The organism is Bradyrhizobium ontarionense, from assembly GCF_021088345.1.
In the GTDB taxonomy this organism is placed as follows: Bacteria; Pseudomonadota; Alphaproteobacteria; order Rhizobiales; family Xanthobacteraceae; genus Bradyrhizobium; species Bradyrhizobium ontarionense.
This window is the reverse complement of the sequence record NZ_CP088156.1, coordinates 3,441,864-3,458,065: the sequence shown is the minus strand read 5'-3', so window position 1 is coordinate 3,458,065 and position 16,202 is coordinate 3,441,864. Positions and strand designations below refer to the sequence as shown.

Sequence of the window (16,202 nt, the reverse complement as noted above, 5' to 3'; positions counted from 1 at the left end):
ACTGGAAATTAACTTTTCGATTTCCGGTGCGGCTTTCGGACCTCTAAAATACTGCTGAAATTACAGTCGGTTGTTTGGGGCGATCAAAGCCGCCTCATCTGGCACGTTGATTGCTGTTCATTCAGAACCCGGTAACAATAACTGGTCAGGAAGGAACGTCCATGGAAATGCAGCAGCGTGGTCCCGCACGCATGCGAGGCGGTCTGCCGGAGGTCGATGTCGGCACCGTCGATGGTCTTCTCGCCGAAACCCACCGTGCCGGTGCGGTCGCGGTGCTGCTGTCGGCCGGCGACCCCTTGCGCTTCCCGGAGGCGCTCGACGTCGCCGTCGTCCTGCCTGAGCTGATCGCGGCCTTTCAAGACCGGCTGCGCGGCGCCGTGATCGCGCGCGAGGCGGAGGCCGAACTCGGGACGCGGTTCGGCGTGCGCGTGCAGCCAAGCCTGATCCTGTGTCGCGGAGCCGATACGCTCGGCCTGATCGCGAAGATCCAGGACTGGTCTGTTTATGTCGATCGCATCTCGCGGCTGATCGACCGACCGCTGGGCGCGACTGCGACGGTCGTCGCCAGCATCGTCCCAGTTCACCAGTCTGCGGGAGCCGAGCGATGAAGCCGGGATTCTGGATTGCGCCGGAAGGAGCCGAGCAGCCCGTCAACATTTTCCCGATCGGGGAGGAGGCGCTTGATAGCTCCCATAAGGGGCTGACCGCCTCGGGGGCGCTGGCCAAGCTGGCCTCGCTGGACTCGGAAGCGCTGGCGCGCAGCTGCCCGCGCGCGGTCGAGCTGCTGTCGACGATTGCATCGGCCATCGCAACGCAGACGGTCGACGCGCCGACGCAATTGTTCCGGCTCGCGGGCCTCAACGATCTCGAGCGTCGGCTGATCGACGACGTGCTGGGCGAGGGCGAGGTCGCCGGCGTCGTGGCGCTGCCCGACGGGACGCTCGCTCAGATCCAGGAGTCGGTGCTGGCCGGCATCTGGCGGGTGCGGCTGGAAGCGGACGAGCGTCACGACTACGTCGAGATCGGCTCCATTCCGGAGATCGTCGCGCGCGCGGCGGCCGATCTGACCGCCACCGACATCGTCATCGGTCCCGCGCCCGAGGGCACGATGAACGCGCTGCCGGTGCTTGCCGAGATCCGCGAGCGCGCGCTCGCCTGGCGGCCTGGCGTGCGGGCGCAGACCATCAATTTCACGCTGTTGCCGATGAGCGCCGCGGACATGAGCTTCCTCCAGGAGACCCTCGGCAACGGCCCGATCCAGTTGATGTCGCGTGGTTACGGCACCTGCCGCGTGCTTGCGACCGGCATCCGCCATGTCTGGTCGGTGCAGTTCTTCAATGCGATGGACACGATCATCCTCGATACGCTCGAAGTCGGCGGCGTGCCGGTGGTCGCGCTCGCCGCCGCCGAGGACTTCGAGGATTCCGCCGAGCGGCTGCAGCAGATCATCGAGGCCTATTTCGCATGACCGGAGGCTTCGAGAATTTCGGTGTCCGCAGCGATCTCGCTGACGACGTGCTGTTGGAGTGCGGGATCTGCTGGACGCGCTATGACCCGGCCGAGGGCGATGTGGTGGCGCAGATCGCGCCGGGCACCCCGTTCTCCGCGCTGCCGGACGAGTGGCATTGCCCGAACTGCGACGCGCCGAAGGCGAAGTTCATGGTGATCGAGTCATGAGCGAGCTCGCGGCCGCGCACAGCACGCCGGATGCGGCCGCGGCCGCCTGGGGGCAACAACTGGCCGTCGCCTATCGCGACATCGGCGAGCGCGTCATGCGTGAGCTGCCGATCTACCACGACGCGCTCGAGGTCGAGCCGGTCGGATTTGCGGAGTTTCGCGGCCGCATGATGGGGATCATGATCACGCCCTGGTTCATGAACGTGGTCGTGCCGGCCGATGCGGCGACAGCGGCTGGGTCCCTGATCGTAGACCTGCCCGCCGGCGCATTCGAATTCACGCTCGGCGACGTCGCCGGCATCGGGCGCATCGCCAGCTGCTCATTGTTTTCGCCGATGTTCGAGTTCGAGGACATGGCGGCCGCGCGTGTCGCTGCCGAAGCGGCGCTCAATGCGCTGGTCACGCCGCCCAGCGAAGAGCCGGAGCCGACGCAGGCGGGGAAGGTGTCGAGCGCCATCGATCGTCGCGCCTTCCTGCGCGGCACGCTCACCGAGAGCCGGGCATGACGATCGCCTTTCGCAACCGGATCGACCTCACGCTGTCCGTCGCGGATCGGGCGATCGTGAGCGTCGGCATCCAGCCGCGGACGAGGCCGCCGATCGGCAGGCTGTTCGCCGGCAAGCCGGCCGAAACGCTGCTCACGACCTTGCCGCGGCTGTTCTCGCTCTGCGGCGTCGCGCACCAGGTCGCGTGTCTTTCCGCGATCGAAGCAGCGCACGGCGAGCAGGCCATGCCGGCGCCGCGCCGGCGCCGCGCCGCGGCGGTGGCCTTCGAGCGCTTTGCGGAATTGCTGCGCGGCCTCGTGCTCGGACGGTTTGCCGGGGATCGCGACACGTTGCAGGTGGCACAGAATCTGTTGCGGGCGCTCGCGCCGCTGCAGGCCGAATTCGCGCGCGGGCGGGCTCGCTCCGAAACCTTGTCTCAGATCAAGATGGGCCTGGAGGCTCTGGGCATAGGCTCGGCAGCGGAGCCGGTCTTGCCGGGGACGCCGCTCGCAGCAACGATGGCGTCGGCCCGGAGAGCTGCTGATGACGGAGGATGGAGACACATGCCGGCTGATCCGTGCTTCCTGTCGGCGGCCGACGATCGCGCGATCGTCACCCTGCTGATCGACGCCGGCGCCGCATTCGCGCAAGTCCCCGAACTCGACGGCCGGTTTCCGGAGACAGGGGTCTGGGCACGCCGTGCGGTAGGCCATGGCGTGACCCGAGCCGATCCTGCTGCGCGCCTGTCTGCCAGGATTGCCGAAATAGCAGCGCTGCTGCGCTGGATCGAGGCCGGCGAGACGGAGAACGACATGGTCGAAGCCGTTGCAAGCTATGCGCTCGGTCCGCGACGTGGCGCCGCAGCGGTCGAATGCGCGCGCGGCCGGCTTCATCACGTGATCGAACTGGACGAACAAGGGCGCGTCGCAGGATTCGAATTTCTCGCGCCGACGGAATGGAATTTTCACCCGCGGGGTCCGGTCGTGAAGAGCCTGATCGGGGCTGCGTTACGCGGCGCCGCAGATCGCGACGCCGTCGACGCCATGGTCGGTTCGTTCGATCCTTGCGTCGGCTACCACCTGGCGTTCCAGGAGATGGCCGATGCATGAGATGGCGCTGTGCGAGGGCATCGTCGAGATCGTCGAGCAGGAGGCACGCAAGGGCGCCTTCGCCAAGGTGAAGACCGTGTGGCTCGAGATCGGTGCGCTCAGCCATGTCGCGCCGGACGCGCTGCGGTTCTGTTTCGAGGCGGTGACGGCAAAGACCCTGTTGCAGGGGGCTGCGCTCGAGATCATCGAACAGCCGGGCACGGCGTGGTGCCTCGGCTGCTCGCGCAGCGTCGGCATCAGCCAACGCTACGCGCCATGTCCAGCCTGCGGCAGTCATCAGCTGCAGGTCACGGGCGGGGAAGACATGCGGGTCAAGGAGCTGGAGGTCGAGTAATGTGCACGGTGTGTGGCTGCAGTGACGGCAAGTCCTCCATCGAGGATGGCGATCATCATCACGATCACGGCGAGCATCATCATGCGCACGGACATGATCACAGTCATGATCAGTCCGGACACCATCACCATCATGGCGACCATCATCACGACCACGATCACGGTCACCATCATCATGGCCATGACGACCATGATCACGGCCATGCGCATGATCATCATCACGACCACGCCGCCGTCGACCGCATCGACTGCTCGGTGAACCCCGCGGGCCAGGAAATCGCCGGTCTCTCCAGCGGGCGCATCATCCAGATCGAGCGCGACATTCTCGGCAAGAACAACCGTCTCGCGGCCGAGAACCGCGCACGTTTCGCCGCCCACGACGTGCTGGCGTTCAACTTGGTTTCCAGCCCCGGCGCCGGCAAGACCTCGCTGCTGGTTCGCGCCGTCTCCGATCTCAAGCAGAGCCGGCCCGTCGCGGTGATCGAAGGTGACCAGCAGACCTCCAACGATGCCGAGCGCATCCGGGCCACTGGCGTGCCGGCGATCCAGATCAACACCGGCAAGGGCTGCCATCTCGATGCGGCCATGGTCGGCGAGGCCTATGGCCGGTTGCCGCCGCTGCGCGGCGGGCTGCTGTTCATCGAGAATGTCGGCAATCTCGTGTGCCCGGCCGCGTTCGATCTCGGCGAAGCCTGCAAGATCGTCGTATTTTCGACGACGGAAGGCGAGGACAAGCCGCTCAAATATCCAGATATGTTCGCAGCCTCGGCGCTGATGCTGATCAACAAGATCGATCTGGCGCCGGTGCTCGATTTCAACCTGGCGCAGACGATCGAATATGCCCGCCGCGTCAATCCGAAGATCGAGGTGCTGACGATCTCGGCCAGGACGGGCGAAGGCCTCTCGGCCTTCTATGCCTGGATCAGGAAGCAGGCGGACAAGATGCGGGCGGGCGCGCTGGGCGCGGTGCAGGGATGAGCGCGCCCGGCCAGACATTGGCGGCGAAACACACGCGCCTCAGGCTCCGCGTCCGCGGCGCCGTGCAGGGCGTGGGCTTTCGTCCCTATGTCCATGGCCTGGCGACGCGCTATCGGCTCGGCGGCTTCGTCGCCAATGATGCTGATGGCGTCGTCATTGAGGTCGAGGGCGAGGAGGTCGCTGAGTTCGTCGAGGCTCTGCCGCAGCAGACACCACCACTGGCGCGCATCGACGACATCGCGGTCGAGCCGATGGTGGCCGATTCCTGCACGGGCTTCCGGATCGCCGAGAGCGTGGGCGGGCGCGTCACGACGCGGATCGTGCCGGACGCAGCCACCTGTGCAGCCTGCCTGGCCGAGCTGTTCGATCCGACCAGCCGCTTCCATCTCTATCCTTTCGTCAACTGCACCCATTGCGGTCCGCGTTTCACCATTGCCGAACGTCTGCCTTACGACCGCGCGACCACGGCGATGAAGCGCTTTCCGATGTGTGAGGCGTGCCGCGCCGACTACGAAGATCCGAGCGGCCGCCGCTTTCATGCCGAGGCGATCTCGTGCGCGCGTTGCGGGCCGCGGCTCAGCCATGGAGTGGACGAGGTCGCGGCCGCGCTTGCCGAGGGCAAGATCGTCGCCATCAAGGGGCTTGGTGGCTACCAGCTGCTGTGCGATTGCAGCCGCGATGACGTCGTCCAGCGCCTGCGCGCGCGCAAGCAGCGCGACGGCAAGCCCTTCGCCGTGATGCTGGCCTCGGCCGATGCCGCCGCCGATCTCGCCGAGATCGATGCGCCTGCGCGCGCGTTGCTGGAGCAGGTGGCGCGGCCGATCGTGCTGCTGAGATCGCGCCATCATGTCGCGCCATCCGTTGCGCCGGGTCTTGCGAAGATCGGCGTGATGCTGCCCGTCGCGCCGCTGCATCATCTGATCTTTCACGCGCTCGCTGCGCGCGGCGGAGCCGCGGGTGAGAGGGGCTGGGCGCTGGTCTGCACCAGCGCCAATCCGAGCGGCGAGCCGCTCTTGACCGACAACGACGAGGCGCTGGCCGCGCTGGCTGATATCGCGGACCTGATTGTCACGCACGATCGCGACATCGTCATTCGTGCCGACGATTCCGTGGTCGCCATGGTCGCCGGCGGTCCCCGTTTCATTCGGCGCGCCCGCGGCTATGTGCCGGAACCGATCCGTCTTGCGCGGTCCATGCCGCCAATACTTGCGGTCGGCGCTCATCTGAAGGCGACGGTGACGGTGACGCGCGGCGACGAGGCGTTCGTGTCCCAGCACATCGGCGATCTCGACACCGCACAGGCCGTCCGCTTCTTCGAGGAGACGATCCGTCACCTCACCTCCATTCTCGATGTCGAACCGGTCGCGATCGCGCATGACATGCATCCCGACATGGCTTCGACGCGGTTCGCACAAGGCCGCGGTCTCCCTATGGTGCCCGTGCAGCATCATCATGCACATGCGGCGTCCGTCATCGCCGAGCATGGGGTAGCCGGTCCTGCGCTCGGCCTCGTGCTCGATGGCTACGGTTATGGCAGCGACGGCGGCGCGTGGGGCGGCGAGCTCCTGCTGTGCGACGGCGCAGGCTTCCGTCGCCTCGGCCATCTCGCGCCATTGAAGATGCCGGGTGGCGATCGCGCCGCGCGCGAGCCGTGGCGCATGGCCGCGGCGCTGCTGCATGACATCGGGCGGGGCGGGGACATTGCGTCGTGCTTCGCCGGCCAGCCCCAGGCTCGGCATCTGCCCATGCTGCTGGATCGCGCGGACACGCCGGTCACGACCAGCGCCGGTCGCCTGTTCGACGCCGTCGCCGGCCTGCTCGGTGTGAGCATGGTCCAGAGCTATGAAGGCGAGGCGGCCATGAAGCTCGAGGCGCTGGTACGTGAACCGGCGGTACTGGCGCGGGGCTGGACGGTCATCGAGGGCGTGCTGTCGCTGCGGCCTCTGCTCGCGCATCTGGCCGCGCGCGATCTCGATGCGGTCGAAGCCGCCGGCCTGTTTCACGGCACCTTGGCCGCGGCCTGCGTCGACTGGGTTGCGGATGCTTCGCGTGCGACCGGCATCGGCACCGTCGTGCTGAGCGGCGGCTGCTTCCTCAATGCGCATCTGGCAGAACAGATCGTGCGCGGCTGCCGAGCGGCCGGCCTCGATGCGCTGCTGCCGCGCCAACTGCCGGTCAATGACGGCGGCTTGAGCCTCGGGCAGGCCTGGGTCGCCGGACTGCAGATTACTCAACAGGGTCTAACTTCCGGAGGGTTCGTCTGATGTGCCTGGCCATTCCTGCCGAGGTGATCAAGCTCCTGCCTGACGACATGGCGATCGTCTCGATCGATGGCGTCAGCAAGGAAGTCTCGGTCGCGCTGATCGAGGAGATCACCGTCGGCGACTACGTCATCCTTCATGTCGGCCATGCGCTGGCCAAGATCAATCCGGAGGAGGCGCGCGAGACGCTCGACCTGCTCCGGCAGATGGGAGTGGAACCCGTGGAGGCGCGGCCATGAAATATGCTGATGAATATCGCGACAAGGAGCTCGCGATGGGCCTTGCGCGCGCGATCCGCGCCAAGGCAGAGTCCGGCAAAGCCTATCGCTTCATGGAGTTCTGTGGCGGGCATACCCATGCGATCGCCCGCTATGGTCTCGAAGACATGCTGCCGGACAACGTGCGCATGATCCACGGGCCGGGCTGCCCCGTCTGCGTGCTGCCGGCCGGGCGCATCGACATGGCGATCGCGCTCGCCGAACGGTCCGAGGTCGTCCTCTGCGTCTATGGTGATCTCATGCGCGTGCCGGGCTCGCGCGGATCCTCGCTGCTGCGGGCCAAGGCCCGTGGCGCCGACGTCCGCATGGTCTATTCGACGCTGGATGCGATCGCGCTGGCCGAGCAGAACCCGGGGCGCGAAGTCGTGTTCTTCGCCATCGGCTTCGAGACCACGACGCCGCCGACGGCTGTGATGGTCAGGCTCGCCGACAAGAAGCAGCTGGCGAATTTCAGTGTGTTCTGCAACCACGTGCTGACGCCGCCGGCGATGCGGGCGATCCTCGACAGCGAAAACCCCGTCGAGATCGACGGCTTCGTCGGCCCTGCGCATGTTTCCACGGTGATCGGCACCGCGCCCTATGAGCCGTTCGCGCGCGACGACGGCAAGCCGGTCGTGATCGCGGGCTTCGAGCCGCTCGACATGATGCAGGCGATCCTGATGTTGATCGAGCAGGTCAATGACGGCCGTCACGAGGTCGAGAACCAGTATCGCCGCGCTGTTACCGGCAGCGGCAACCGGCGCGCCATCGACGAGATGGCCGAGATCTTCGAACTGCGCGATCAGTTCGAATGGCGCGGCCTCGGCAGCATTCCGTCGAGCGCATTGAAGTTGCGGCCCGCCTTTGCGCATCTCGACGCCGAGCTGCGCTTCGCCATGTCCGAGTTGGTCGTGGCCGACAATCCGGCCTGCGAATGTCCGGCGATCCTGCGCGGCGTGAAGAAGCCGGTGGACTGCCGGCTGTTTGGCAACGCGTGCACGCCGGAGACGCCGGTCGGCTCCTGCATGGTGTCGTCGGAGGGCGCCTGCGCGGCGCATTGGACCTATGGCCGCTTCCGCGACCATCAGCGGAGGCTCGCGTCATGACCATGCATCAGCGCCAGCTCGACCTGCGAAGCGGCTGCGTCGATCTCTCGCACGGCGCCGGCGGCCGCGCGATGGCGCAGTTGATCTCCGGCCTGTTCCATGAGGCGTTCGGCAACGGATGGCTGGCGCGCGGCAACGATCAATCGGCTTTTGACGTGGCGGCCGGCCGCATGGTGATGACGACCGACGGCTACGTGGTGTCGCCGCTGTTCTTCCCCGGCGGCGATATCGGTTCGCTCGCGGTGCACGGCACCGTCAACGACATCGCCATGGCCGGCGCCCGGCCGCTGTATCTCTCGGCCAGCTTCATCATCGAGGAGGGCTTCCGCTTCGCGGACCTGAAGCGGATCGCCGACTCGATGGGCGAGGCGGCGCGCGCAGCGGGAGTCCCGATCATCACCGGCGACACCAAGGTGGTCGAGCGCGGCAAGGCGGATGGCGTCTTCATCTCCACGGCGGGCGTCGGCGTGCTTCCGGACGGCCTGGACCTGTCGGCGGACAAAGCGAGGCCCGGCGACCGCGTGTTGTTGTCGGGCAGCCTCGGCGATCACGGCGTCGCGATCATGTCGAAGCGGCAGAATCTCACCTTCGATACCGAGATCGTGTCCGACTCGGCGTCTCTGCACGGTCTCGTTGCCGACATGGTCGCAGCCGGCGGTCACGGCCTGCGCCTGATGCGCGATCCCACCCGCGGCGGGCTTGCGGCGACCATGAATGAGATCGCCCAGCAGTCCAATCTCGGCTTTCGGCTGCAGGAGGACGCCATTCCCGTGAAGCCTGCCGTCGCGGCGGCCTGCGAGCTGCTCGGCCTCGATCCGCTCAATGTTGCCAACGAGGGCAAGCTGATTGCGGTGGTTTCGCCTGATGTGGCCGGCGCCGTGCTCGCTGCCATGAAGGCGCATCCGCTCGGGCGCGACGCCGCCGACATCGGCGAAGCCGTTGCCGACGATCATCGCTTCGTGCAGATGGCGACGAGCTTCGGCGGTGGCCGCATCGTCGACTGGCTGTCGGGCGAGCAGCTGCCGCGGATCTGCTGAGACATGTGATGGGAATACAGGGAACGATACTGGTCGTGGATGACGAGATCCGGTCGCAGGAGGCGCTGCGGCGTGTCCTCAACCAGGATTTCGAGGTCTTGTGCGCCGGCAACACGGCCGATGCCGAGAAGCTGCTCGAAGGCGAGATCGTGCATGCCGTGATCTGCGATCAGCGCATGCCGCAGGAATCCGGCGTGAGTTTCCTGAAGCGTGTCCGCGAGATGTGGCCGGACCCGGTGCGCATGATCATTTCCGGCTATTCGGATTCGGAGGACATCATCGCCGGACTCAACGAGGCCGGCATCTATCAGTACATCACAAAGCCCTGGCAGCCGGATCGCCTCATCGAGATCGTGCGCGAAGCGATCCAACTGTACCGGCTGCAGAAGGAGACCGAAACCGCCGGTGTCGACGTCAAGGCGACGCCGGCGCACATCAAGAAGGTCGTCTCGGTCAAGCGCGGCGCCGCCAAGCAGCTCTATGATTTCGACCGCATCGTGCACTCGGCGGCGAGTCCGATGCGCAATGTGATCGAGCTCGGCCGCCGCGCCGCAGACTATGACATCTCGGTCCTCATCACCGGCGAGTCCGGCACCGGCAAGGAGTTGCTGGCGCGCGCGATTCACTACGGCTCGGCCCGCGCCAACCAGGCCTTCGTGGTCGAGAACTGCGGCGCGCTGCCGGACGAGCTGCTGGAGAGCGAGCTGTTCGGCTGCAAGAAGGGCGCCTTCACCGGCGCCTATCAGGACCGCATCGGCCTGTTCGAGGTCGCCGACGGCGGCACCATCTTTCTCGACGAGATCGGCGAGACCTCGCCGGCGTTCCAGGTCAAGCTGTTGCGCGTGCTGCAGGAAAGCGAGATCCGGCCGCTGGGTGCGCAGCGCGTCCGCAAGGTCGACGTGCGCGTCGTCGCCGCGACCAACCGGGATCTCGAAGCCGAGGTCGAGGCCGGCCGCTTCCGTCGTGACCTCTACTACAGGCTCGCCGCGTTCCCGGTGCACATGCCGTCGCTGCGCGAGCGCCCGATGGACATTCCGTTGATCGCCGAAGGCGTGCTGTCGGCCGTGAAGACGTCGTTCAACCGGCCGCATCTGCGCTTCGCGCCGCCGGCGATTGAGGAGTTTTCCAGATATCACTGGCCTGGTAATGTCCGCGAACTGCAGAACGAGATCCAGCGCATGGCCGTGCTGGCCGATGCCGATGAGTTGCGCTGCCCGCCCTTCGCAGCCCGCCGCAACGGCCGCCGCGCCGCACCCGCGGTCGGCAATGGCAAGCTGAACGGTTCCGGCAGCTTGAAGGACAGGGTCGAGGACCTCGAAAAGAGCGTCATCGTCGGCTGCCTCGAGAAATACGACGGCAACATCAGCCGTGTCGCGAGCGAGCTCGGCCTGTCGAGGGTCGGCCTGCGAAACAAATTGTCCAGATATGATTTGAGAAAAAATGGCAAAGGCCACTCACTCTCCTGAACCGTCCGGAGCTGATACGCTTCTGAAGCTCATCGCAAGCAGCAGTACGCTCGAATTCGACAGCGAGCGCGAGGGTGTCTGGATCGAAGTGATCCGCAAGATGGACGAGGTCTATTCGGACCTGCTTCGCTATGAGGTCGATCTCGAAAGCAAGAATGCCGAGCTCGAGGAGGCGCAGGCCTTCGTCACCAATGTCATCGAGTCCGTCTCCGACATTCTCGTCGTCTGCGACGCCAGGGGCACGGTGCAGCAGGCCAACTCCGCGTTCCAGCAGACGTCGGGCCTGGCCTTGGCGGAGATCGCGGGGCGCAATATCGCCGACATGATCGACTTCGATCACAGGACCAAGCTGCCGCCGCTGCTCGCGCCACGCAGTGGAACCGAAGTGGTGGATGGCGAGCTGCGATTCCGCGCCACCGGCGGCAGCTCGGACCTGTTCGCGATCAACAGCTCGCCGCGGCATGACCATCGCGGCCGCTTCATCGGCGTGGTGCTGACCGGCAGGCCGATCGGTGAGCTCCGCCGCGCCTATGAGGCGCTGCACAAGGCGCACCGCGAGCTACAGCGCGCGCAGCGGCAGCTGGTCGAGCAGGAGAAGATGGCGAGCCTCGGCCGCCTCGTCGCCGGCGTCGCCCACGAGCTGAACAATCCGATCAGCTTCGTCTACGGCAACGTCCACACCCTGATGCGCTATCGGACGTCGCTGGTCGGCTATCTCGACGCGATCCATGAGCAGCCGGTCGGCGATGACATCGCCGCGCTGCGTTCGGATCTCCGGATCGATGCCATCCTGGACGATTTTGGCCCGCTGATCGAAGGCACCTTGGAAGGCGCGGTGCGGATCAGCGAGATCGTCAAGAACCTCCGCCGCCTGTCGTTCTCCAAGCTCGGCGAAGTCGAACGCGTCAACATCGAGCGGCTGATCAACACCGCAGTGCTGTGGGCGGGGCGGACCAAGCAGCATCGTGTGGACATTCAGATCGAGGTCGAGCCTGACCTGTGGATCTCGGGCAATGAAGGCCAGCTGCACCAGGTGATCGTCAACCTGGTCGAAAACGCGATCGATGCGATGCGCGTGACCGAGCTGCCGCGCCTCCTGGTCGGGGCGGCGCGCCAGGGCGGCGAGATCGCGTTCAGGATCACCGACAACGGTCCGGGCATCGACAAGGATCATCTGAGCCACATCTTCGAGCCGTTCTTCACGACCAAGCGCGTCGGCGAGGGGACCGGACTCGGACTATGGATCAGCTACGGCATCGTCCGCGAGCATGGCGGCGAACTCTCCGCGACCAACGAGCCGCAGGGAGGCGCCACCTTCGCGTTCGCCCTTCCGGCCGCGTGAGCGCCGGCTGACAAGAAGCCGCCGTCCGTCAGGTCTGGGCCGGAACGGCGCTACGCTCGCGCTGCTTCGTCATGCGCGCAAGCAGCACGCCGGCCGTCCGGGTGATGTGCTGCCGGGCAAGCAGCTCGGCCCTCTGCGCGTCGCCCGCGATCACGGCTTGCAGAATCTCTTCGTGCTGATCCCAGATCCGCCGCGGCGTCTCGTCGCGCATCAGCACCTCGCCCATCAGGCGTCGCAGATGCAGCCAATGCGGCTGGGTCGTGTCCTGGATCACGGAGTTGCCGGAGATCTCGTAGAGGAATTCGTGGAATTTGACATCGGCCTCGATCAGCTTCTCGACCGAATGTTCGCGCTCGGCGCGACGGCCTTCCTCGATCAGCTTCGGGCCTTCGTGGGCTGCGCGCTCGGCGCCGCGCGTTGCAGCGAGCCCGCAGGCGAGCCCTTCGGCGACGGCACGGATCTCGTAGAGATTGCGGATGAAGTCGGTGTCGATCGGCGCGACTTCGAGGCCACGTCCCGGTGCATCGCGCACGAAGCCCTGATTGCGCAACAGCAGCAGCGCCTGCTGCACCGGCTGGCGCGACACGCCGAGGTCGTGCGCCAGGTCATCCTGGATCAGGCGCGCCGATTCCGGCAGCTCGCCGCCGACGATGTCGGAGAGAATGCGCTGGTAGACGCGTTCCGTCAGGTTGGGCTGTGTCTTGAGCGGCGCCACCGGCCTCGTATCCATCTTGCTCATGGCGAGAGTTTTCTCGCCGAGAGCGTTCGCCGCAGCTTCGGCCGCCTGTCCAGCTGCGCTTCGAGGTGACGGATGAAGACGCTTGCCGCGCGCGAGATGTGTTCGCGGCTCAGCGCTTCGGCGTCGGCGGCGCGGCCTTCGATCACGGCGGCGAGAATGTCCTTGTGTTCGTCCCAGACCGTCTGGGACATGCCTTCCTCCTTCTGCAGCACGTCGGACATGACGCGCTTCAGGCAGGGCCAATGCGGCGCCATCGTCTCGCTGATCAGCGTGTTGCCGGACAGGTTGCTCAGGAAGTGGTGGAAGGCGATGTCCGTCTCGATCTTGCGGTTCACGAGCCCGCTTCTGACCGCCTCGTAGCCGGCAGCGATGTAGGCCGGACCCTCGAGCGCGGCCCGATGGTTCGCGCGTTCGGCCGCGAGCCGCGCCGCCAGCCCTTCGAGGACGGCGCGCATCTCATAGAGATCCCGGACGAAGCCCGGGTCGAGCGGCGCCACGATCAGGCCGCGGCCCGGCGCGCTCTGCACCAGCCCGCACCCGCGCAACAGCATCATCGCCTGCTGAACGGGCTGGCGCGACACGCCATAGGCCTGTGCCAGGTCATCCTGGATCAGCCGCGAGCCGGACGTGAGCACGCCGCTGACGATCTCGTCAGTGATCGCTTCGACAACCTGGTCGACGAGGGAGGGGGCAGAGGTCACGATTCGCATGGGACATCAAATTTTGGCGGACATTAGCACGTCAAGAGCAAAAATCCATTTGCGACGAATTCGAATTCAGAGTACGAATTCAAAAAAAGGCGCTCATTAAACCAAGTTAAAAAACGGCGCCACAGGGAGGACTCCCGTTGTCGGAACATCCGGCTCGTCTGGAGCGCGATCAGATTTGGTCCGCGCCCTCGGAGGGTAGCGTGCAAACCGGGGGAAATTCAACTGATCGTTGGCGAGGACCGGCCTCGCCGCCGAGGATCGTCAGCGAGGCGGTCGCGCGACGACGTGATGCCTGCCGGAAGATCGCGGCGAGCGGGCTCCTGGTGGCGCTGGCTGCCCTGATCTTGCCCACCGCGCGGAGTCTCGCAGCTTCGGGGGAAGGGCTCACGCTCTCCGAAGCCTGGGTGCCTGCAACGCCCGAGGTGGGCCGCGATATCCCGTTGCTGGTCACGATCAGGAACGACACCACTGCGCCCGAAGCGCTGATGCGCGTCCGTTGCCCGGTCGCCAATTTCTCCGAACGACATACCGTCGATCGCGGCGAAGGCGCGCCCGCGATGCGTTCCATCCCGTCGATTCCGATTCCTGCCGGCAGCACCCTGGTGCTGCAGCCGACCGCCTATCACGTGATGCTGCTGCAGACACGCGAACCGCTCGAACCCGGCAAGCGCTTCAGCTGCACGATCGTCTTCCAGAAGGCAGGATCCATCGAAACGGAGGTCGAGATACGTAAATCGCCTTGAGCTTGCTTGTCGCCTGCTGCCCCTTCGCCGCGAGCGGCGAGGCGGTGTCCAACAAACACACATAAAATCATAGTGGGAGAAGGAAACGATGAGGAATCACGTCAGGTCCACGTTACGGGCGGTGCTGCTGGCCAGCGCGGCCTTCGCCTGTTTCCACCTTGTATCTCCGGCGCAGGCCGCGGACGAGATGACGGCGGATCGTCTGCTGAATGCGGACAAGGAAGCCGGCAACTGGCTGCATCATCACAAGAACTACTCGGGCACGCGCTTCTCGACGCTGAAGGACATCAACAAGGACAACGTCAAGAACTTGAAGGTCGCCTGGACGATGCATCTCGGCGGCGTCGAGGGGGGCGGCATCTGGAGCCATGGCGGCCTCGAAGGCACCCCGATCGTCGAGAACGGCATGATCTACGTGACCGACGGCTGGGGCTCGGTCTACAAGATCGATGCGCGCGGCGGCAAGGGAACGCTGGTCTGGAAGATGGATCCGAAGACGGATCACGACTGGGCCGGCGCCGTCGCCTGCTGCGGCGTCGACAATCGCGGTGTTGCGCTGTGGGGCAATCTCGTCATCTCCCATACGCTTGATGGGCGCCTGATTGCGACCAACAAGGAGACCGGACAGGTCGCATGGCAGCGCCAGGTCGCCGATCCCGACAAGGGCGAGGTCATCACCGGCGCACCGCTGATCGTGAAGAACATGGCGGTCTCCGGCGTCGCCGGCGCCGAATACGGCATCCGCGGCTGGGTCGCCGCGACCGATCTGTCGACGCAGAAGGAAGTCTGGCGCACCCACACCATTCCGGCCAAGGGCGAGCCCGGCAGCGAGACCTGGAAGGACAGCAACGACGCGGCAGCGGCCGGCGGCGGTTCGACCTGGGTGACGGGGACCTACGATCCGGCCACCGACACCATCATCTGGGGCGTCGGCAATCCCGGTCCGGACTGGGACAATGCCTACCGCCCGGGCGACAACCACTACACCGACAGCTCGCTGGCGCTCGACGCTTCGACCGGCAAGATCAAGTGGCACTACCAGCACACGCCCAACGACCCCTACGACTACGACAGCGTGGCTGAAAACGTGCTGGTCGACGTTCCCGCGCCGAACGGATCGACCTTGAAGCTCGCGCTCGAAGCCGACCGCAACGGCTTCGCCTATGCGATCGACCGCACCACCGGCAAGTTCATCTGGGGTCTGCCCTTCGTCAAGAAGGTCACCTGGACCAAGGGGCTCGACGCCGAAACGGGCAAGCCGATCGAGTACGATCCGAAGAATCCGGTGCAGCGCTACAACGCCGCGGTCACGCCAAGCCGCGACAACAAGGTCGCGGACATCTGCCCCGGCAACATGGGCGGCAAGAACTGGCCTCCGACGGCCTACAATCCGGACCTGAAGCTCTGGTACATTCCGGTCATCGAGAGCTGCAACCGCATCACCGTCGAGGAATCGACCAAGGACAAGCTGAAGGCTCGCGAGTTCTGGACCGGCGGCGGACCGAGCCAGCCGTTCAAGATCACCGGGAGCGTAACCGCGATCGACGTCACCACCGGTAAGATCGCCGGCAAGATGGAGACGCCGTTCCCGAATCTCGGCGGCATGCTGGCCACGCCCGATCTCGTCTTCTCCGGTCAGCCCTCGGGCGAGGTGATGGCGCTCGACGGCAAGACGCTGCAGAAGCTGTGGGAGTTCAACACCGGTGGCGGAGTCAACGCGCCTCCTGTGACGTTCTCGGTCGACGGCAAGCAATATGTCGCGATCCTGGTCGGTCTCGGCGGCGCCTGGGACAAGTGGTTCATCGAGGCTACGCCCGAGCTGAAGAAGATCCAGCCCGGCTCGATGCTCTACGTCTTCTCGCTGTGATCCCGACAAGGAGCGGAGGCATCGCCTCCGCTCCTCCCGTTGTCACGTTTCACAAGAACATCACATGAAACTCAGTGCGATCACGTCTGCCG

General features: G+C 65.8%; 17 protein-coding genes. 15 read left to right on the top strand and 2 right to left on the bottom strand.

Annotated elements, in window-relative coordinates:
* The first annotated feature begins 161 nt into the window (after nucleotides 1–161).
* Genes LQG66_RS15625 through LQG66_RS15565 form a run of 13 tightly spaced genes read left to right on the top strand, consistent with a single transcriptional unit; the run spans nucleotide 162 to nucleotide 12,051 of the window.
* Nucleotides 162–608 carry a thioredoxin domain-containing protein gene (locus tag LQG66_RS15625; protein WP_231327804.1) on the top strand — a complete coding sequence of 149 codons (447 nt, stop codon included), beginning with the start codon at nucleotides 162–164 and terminating at the stop codon, nucleotides 606–608.
* On the top strand, nucleotides 605–1,468 hold the full coding sequence (locus tag LQG66_RS15620; protein ID WP_231327092.1) for a hydrogenase expression/formation protein: 864 nt from the start codon (nucleotides 605–607) through the stop codon (nucleotides 1,466–1,468). Before LQG66_RS15625 ends, LQG66_RS15620 begins: the two co-directional genes overlap by 4 nt.
* The gene (locus LQG66_RS15615; RefSeq protein ID WP_231327091.1) at nucleotides 1,465–1,677 is read left to right on the top strand and encodes a rubredoxin; all 213 of its coding nucleotides are present in this window, start codon (nucleotides 1,465–1,467) and stop codon (nucleotides 1,675–1,677) included. The genes LQG66_RS15620 and LQG66_RS15615 overlap by 4 nt, the downstream gene beginning before the upstream one ends.
* Nucleotides 1,674–2,183 (top strand): [NiFe]-hydrogenase assembly chaperone HybE, encoded by a 510-nt coding sequence (gene hybE, locus LQG66_RS15610; protein ID WP_231327090.1) that lies wholly within the window; start codon nucleotides 1,674–1,676, stop codon nucleotides 2,181–2,183. The genes LQG66_RS15615 and hybE overlap by 4 nt, the downstream gene beginning before the upstream one ends.
* Nucleotides 2,180–3,271: a nickel-dependent hydrogenase large subunit gene (locus tag LQG66_RS15605; protein WP_231327089.1), complete on the top strand. Its 1,092-nt coding sequence runs from the start codon at nucleotides 2,180–2,182 to the stop codon at nucleotides 3,269–3,271. Before hybE ends, LQG66_RS15605 begins: the two co-directional genes overlap by 4 nt.
* On the top strand, nucleotides 3,264–3,605 hold the full coding sequence (hypA, locus tag LQG66_RS15600) for a hydrogenase maturation nickel metallochaperone HypA (protein ID WP_231327088.1): 342 nt from the start codon (nucleotides 3,264–3,266) through the stop codon (nucleotides 3,603–3,605). Before LQG66_RS15605 ends, hypA begins: the two co-directional genes overlap by 8 nt.
* Nucleotides 3,605–4,582, top strand: a complete 978-nt coding sequence (hypB, locus tag LQG66_RS15595) for a hydrogenase nickel incorporation protein HypB (RefSeq protein WP_231327087.1) — start codon at nucleotides 3,605–3,607, stop codon at nucleotides 4,580–4,582. Before hypA ends, hypB begins: the two co-directional genes overlap by 1 nt.
* Nucleotides 4,579–6,846: a carbamoyltransferase HypF gene (gene hypF, locus LQG66_RS15590; protein WP_231327086.1), complete on the top strand. Its 2,268-nt coding sequence runs from the start codon at nucleotides 4,579–4,581 to the stop codon at nucleotides 6,844–6,846. Before hypB ends, hypF begins: the two co-directional genes overlap by 4 nt.
* Nucleotides 6,846–7,082 carry a HypC/HybG/HupF family hydrogenase formation chaperone gene (locus LQG66_RS15585; protein WP_231327085.1) on the top strand — a complete coding sequence of 79 codons (237 nt, stop codon included), beginning with the start codon at nucleotides 6,846–6,848 and terminating at the stop codon, nucleotides 7,080–7,082. The genes hypF and LQG66_RS15585 overlap by 1 nt, the downstream gene beginning before the upstream one ends.
* Nucleotides 7,079–8,206, top strand: coding sequence for a hydrogenase formation protein HypD (hypD, locus tag LQG66_RS15580; RefSeq protein ID WP_231327084.1), 1,128 nt, complete (start codon nucleotides 7,079–7,081; stop codon nucleotides 8,204–8,206). Before LQG66_RS15585 ends, hypD begins: the two co-directional genes overlap by 4 nt.
* On the top strand, nucleotides 8,203–9,243 hold the full coding sequence (gene hypE, locus LQG66_RS15575) for a hydrogenase expression/formation protein HypE (protein WP_231327083.1): 1,041 nt from the start codon (nucleotides 8,203–8,205) through the stop codon (nucleotides 9,241–9,243). The genes hypD and hypE overlap by 4 nt, the downstream gene beginning before the upstream one ends.
* Before the next feature lie 8 nt (nucleotides 9,244–9,251).
* Nucleotides 9,252–10,709, top strand: coding sequence for a sigma-54-dependent transcriptional regulator (locus tag LQG66_RS15570; protein ID WP_231327082.1), 1,458 nt, complete (start codon nucleotides 9,252–9,254; stop codon nucleotides 10,707–10,709).
* Nucleotides 10,684–12,051, top strand: coding sequence for a sensor histidine kinase (locus tag LQG66_RS15565; RefSeq protein WP_231327081.1), 1,368 nt, complete (start codon nucleotides 10,684–10,686; stop codon nucleotides 12,049–12,051). The genes LQG66_RS15570 and LQG66_RS15565 overlap by 26 nt, the downstream gene beginning before the upstream one ends.
* 28 nt (nucleotides 12,052–12,079) lie before the next feature.
* On the opposite strand, the gene LQG66_RS15560 is transcribed toward LQG66_RS15565, so the two are convergent.
* Together LQG66_RS15560 and LQG66_RS15555 are read right to left on the bottom strand one after the other, a co-directional pair.
* A complete protein-coding gene (locus tag LQG66_RS15560; RefSeq protein WP_231327803.1) occupies nucleotides 12,080–12,766 on the bottom strand; it encodes a GntR family transcriptional regulator in 687 nt (228 codons plus the stop codon).
* Nucleotides 12,767–12,786: 20 nt separating this feature from the next.
* The gene (locus LQG66_RS15555) at nucleotides 12,787–13,500 is read right to left on the bottom strand and encodes a GntR family transcriptional regulator (protein ID WP_231327080.1); all 714 of its coding nucleotides are present in this window, start codon (nucleotides 13,498–13,500) and stop codon (nucleotides 12,787–12,789) included.
* A 137-nt stretch (nucleotides 13,501–13,637) separates the two neighbouring features.
* Here LQG66_RS15555 and LQG66_RS15550 point away from each other — a divergent pair, with 137 nt between their 5' ends.
* Nucleotides 13,638–14,243, top strand: coding sequence for a copper chaperone PCu(A)C (locus LQG66_RS15550; protein ID WP_231327079.1), 606 nt, complete (start codon nucleotides 13,638–13,640; stop codon nucleotides 14,241–14,243).
* A gap of 88 nt (nucleotides 14,244–14,331) precedes the next feature.
* Nucleotides 14,332–16,110, top strand: coding sequence for a PQQ-dependent dehydrogenase, methanol/ethanol family (locus tag LQG66_RS15545; RefSeq protein ID WP_231327078.1), 1,779 nt, complete (start codon nucleotides 14,332–14,334; stop codon nucleotides 16,108–16,110).
* Nucleotides 16,111–16,202 lie beyond the last annotated feature (92 nt).

What these genes read in the sequence shown, in the direction of transcription:
- hypF (WP_231327086.1), top strand. Translation starts at nt 4,579, where the DNA reads ATGAGCGCGCCCGGCCAGACATTGGCGGCGAAACACACGCGCCTCAGG.
- LQG66_RS15615 (WP_231327091.1), top strand. Translation starts at nt 1,465, where the DNA reads ATGACCGGAGGCTTCGAGAATTTCGGTGTCCGCAGCGATCTCGCTGAC.
- LQG66_RS15555 (WP_231327080.1), bottom strand. Translation starts at nt 13,500, where the DNA reads ATGCGAATCGTGACCTCTGCCCCCTCCCTCGTCGACCAGGTTGTCGAA.
- LQG66_RS15620 (WP_231327092.1), top strand. Translation starts at nt 605, where the DNA reads ATGAAGCCGGGATTCTGGATTGCGCCGGAAGGAGCCGAGCAGCCCGTC.
- LQG66_RS15585 (WP_231327085.1), top strand. Translation starts at nt 6,846, where the DNA reads ATGTGCCTGGCCATTCCTGCCGAGGTGATCAAGCTCCTGCCTGACGAC.
- hypA (WP_231327088.1), top strand. Translation starts at nt 3,264, where the DNA reads ATGCATGAGATGGCGCTGTGCGAGGGCATCGTCGAGATCGTCGAGCAG.
- hypE (WP_231327083.1), top strand. Translation starts at nt 8,203, where the DNA reads ATGACCATGCATCAGCGCCAGCTCGACCTGCGAAGCGGCTGCGTCGAT.
- hybE (WP_231327090.1), top strand. Translation starts at nt 1,674, where the DNA reads ATGAGCGAGCTCGCGGCCGCGCACAGCACGCCGGATGCGGCCGCGGCC.
- LQG66_RS15570 (WP_231327082.1), top strand. Translation starts at nt 9,252, where the DNA reads ATGGGAATACAGGGAACGATACTGGTCGTGGATGACGAGATCCGGTCG.
- LQG66_RS15545 (WP_231327078.1), top strand. Translation starts at nt 14,332, where the DNA reads ATGAGGAATCACGTCAGGTCCACGTTACGGGCGGTGCTGCTGGCCAGC.
- LQG66_RS15565 (WP_231327081.1), top strand. Translation starts at nt 10,684, where the DNA reads ATGGCAAAGGCCACTCACTCTCCTGAACCGTCCGGAGCTGATACGCTT.
- LQG66_RS15605 (WP_231327089.1), top strand. Translation starts at nt 2,180, where the DNA reads ATGACGATCGCCTTTCGCAACCGGATCGACCTCACGCTGTCCGTCGCG.
- hypD (WP_231327084.1), top strand. Translation starts at nt 7,079, where the DNA reads ATGAAATATGCTGATGAATATCGCGACAAGGAGCTCGCGATGGGCCTT.
- LQG66_RS15625 (WP_231327804.1), top strand. Translation starts at nt 162, where the DNA reads ATGGAAATGCAGCAGCGTGGTCCCGCACGCATGCGAGGCGGTCTGCCG.
- hypB (WP_231327087.1), top strand. Translation starts at nt 3,605, where the DNA reads ATGTGCACGGTGTGTGGCTGCAGTGACGGCAAGTCCTCCATCGAGGAT.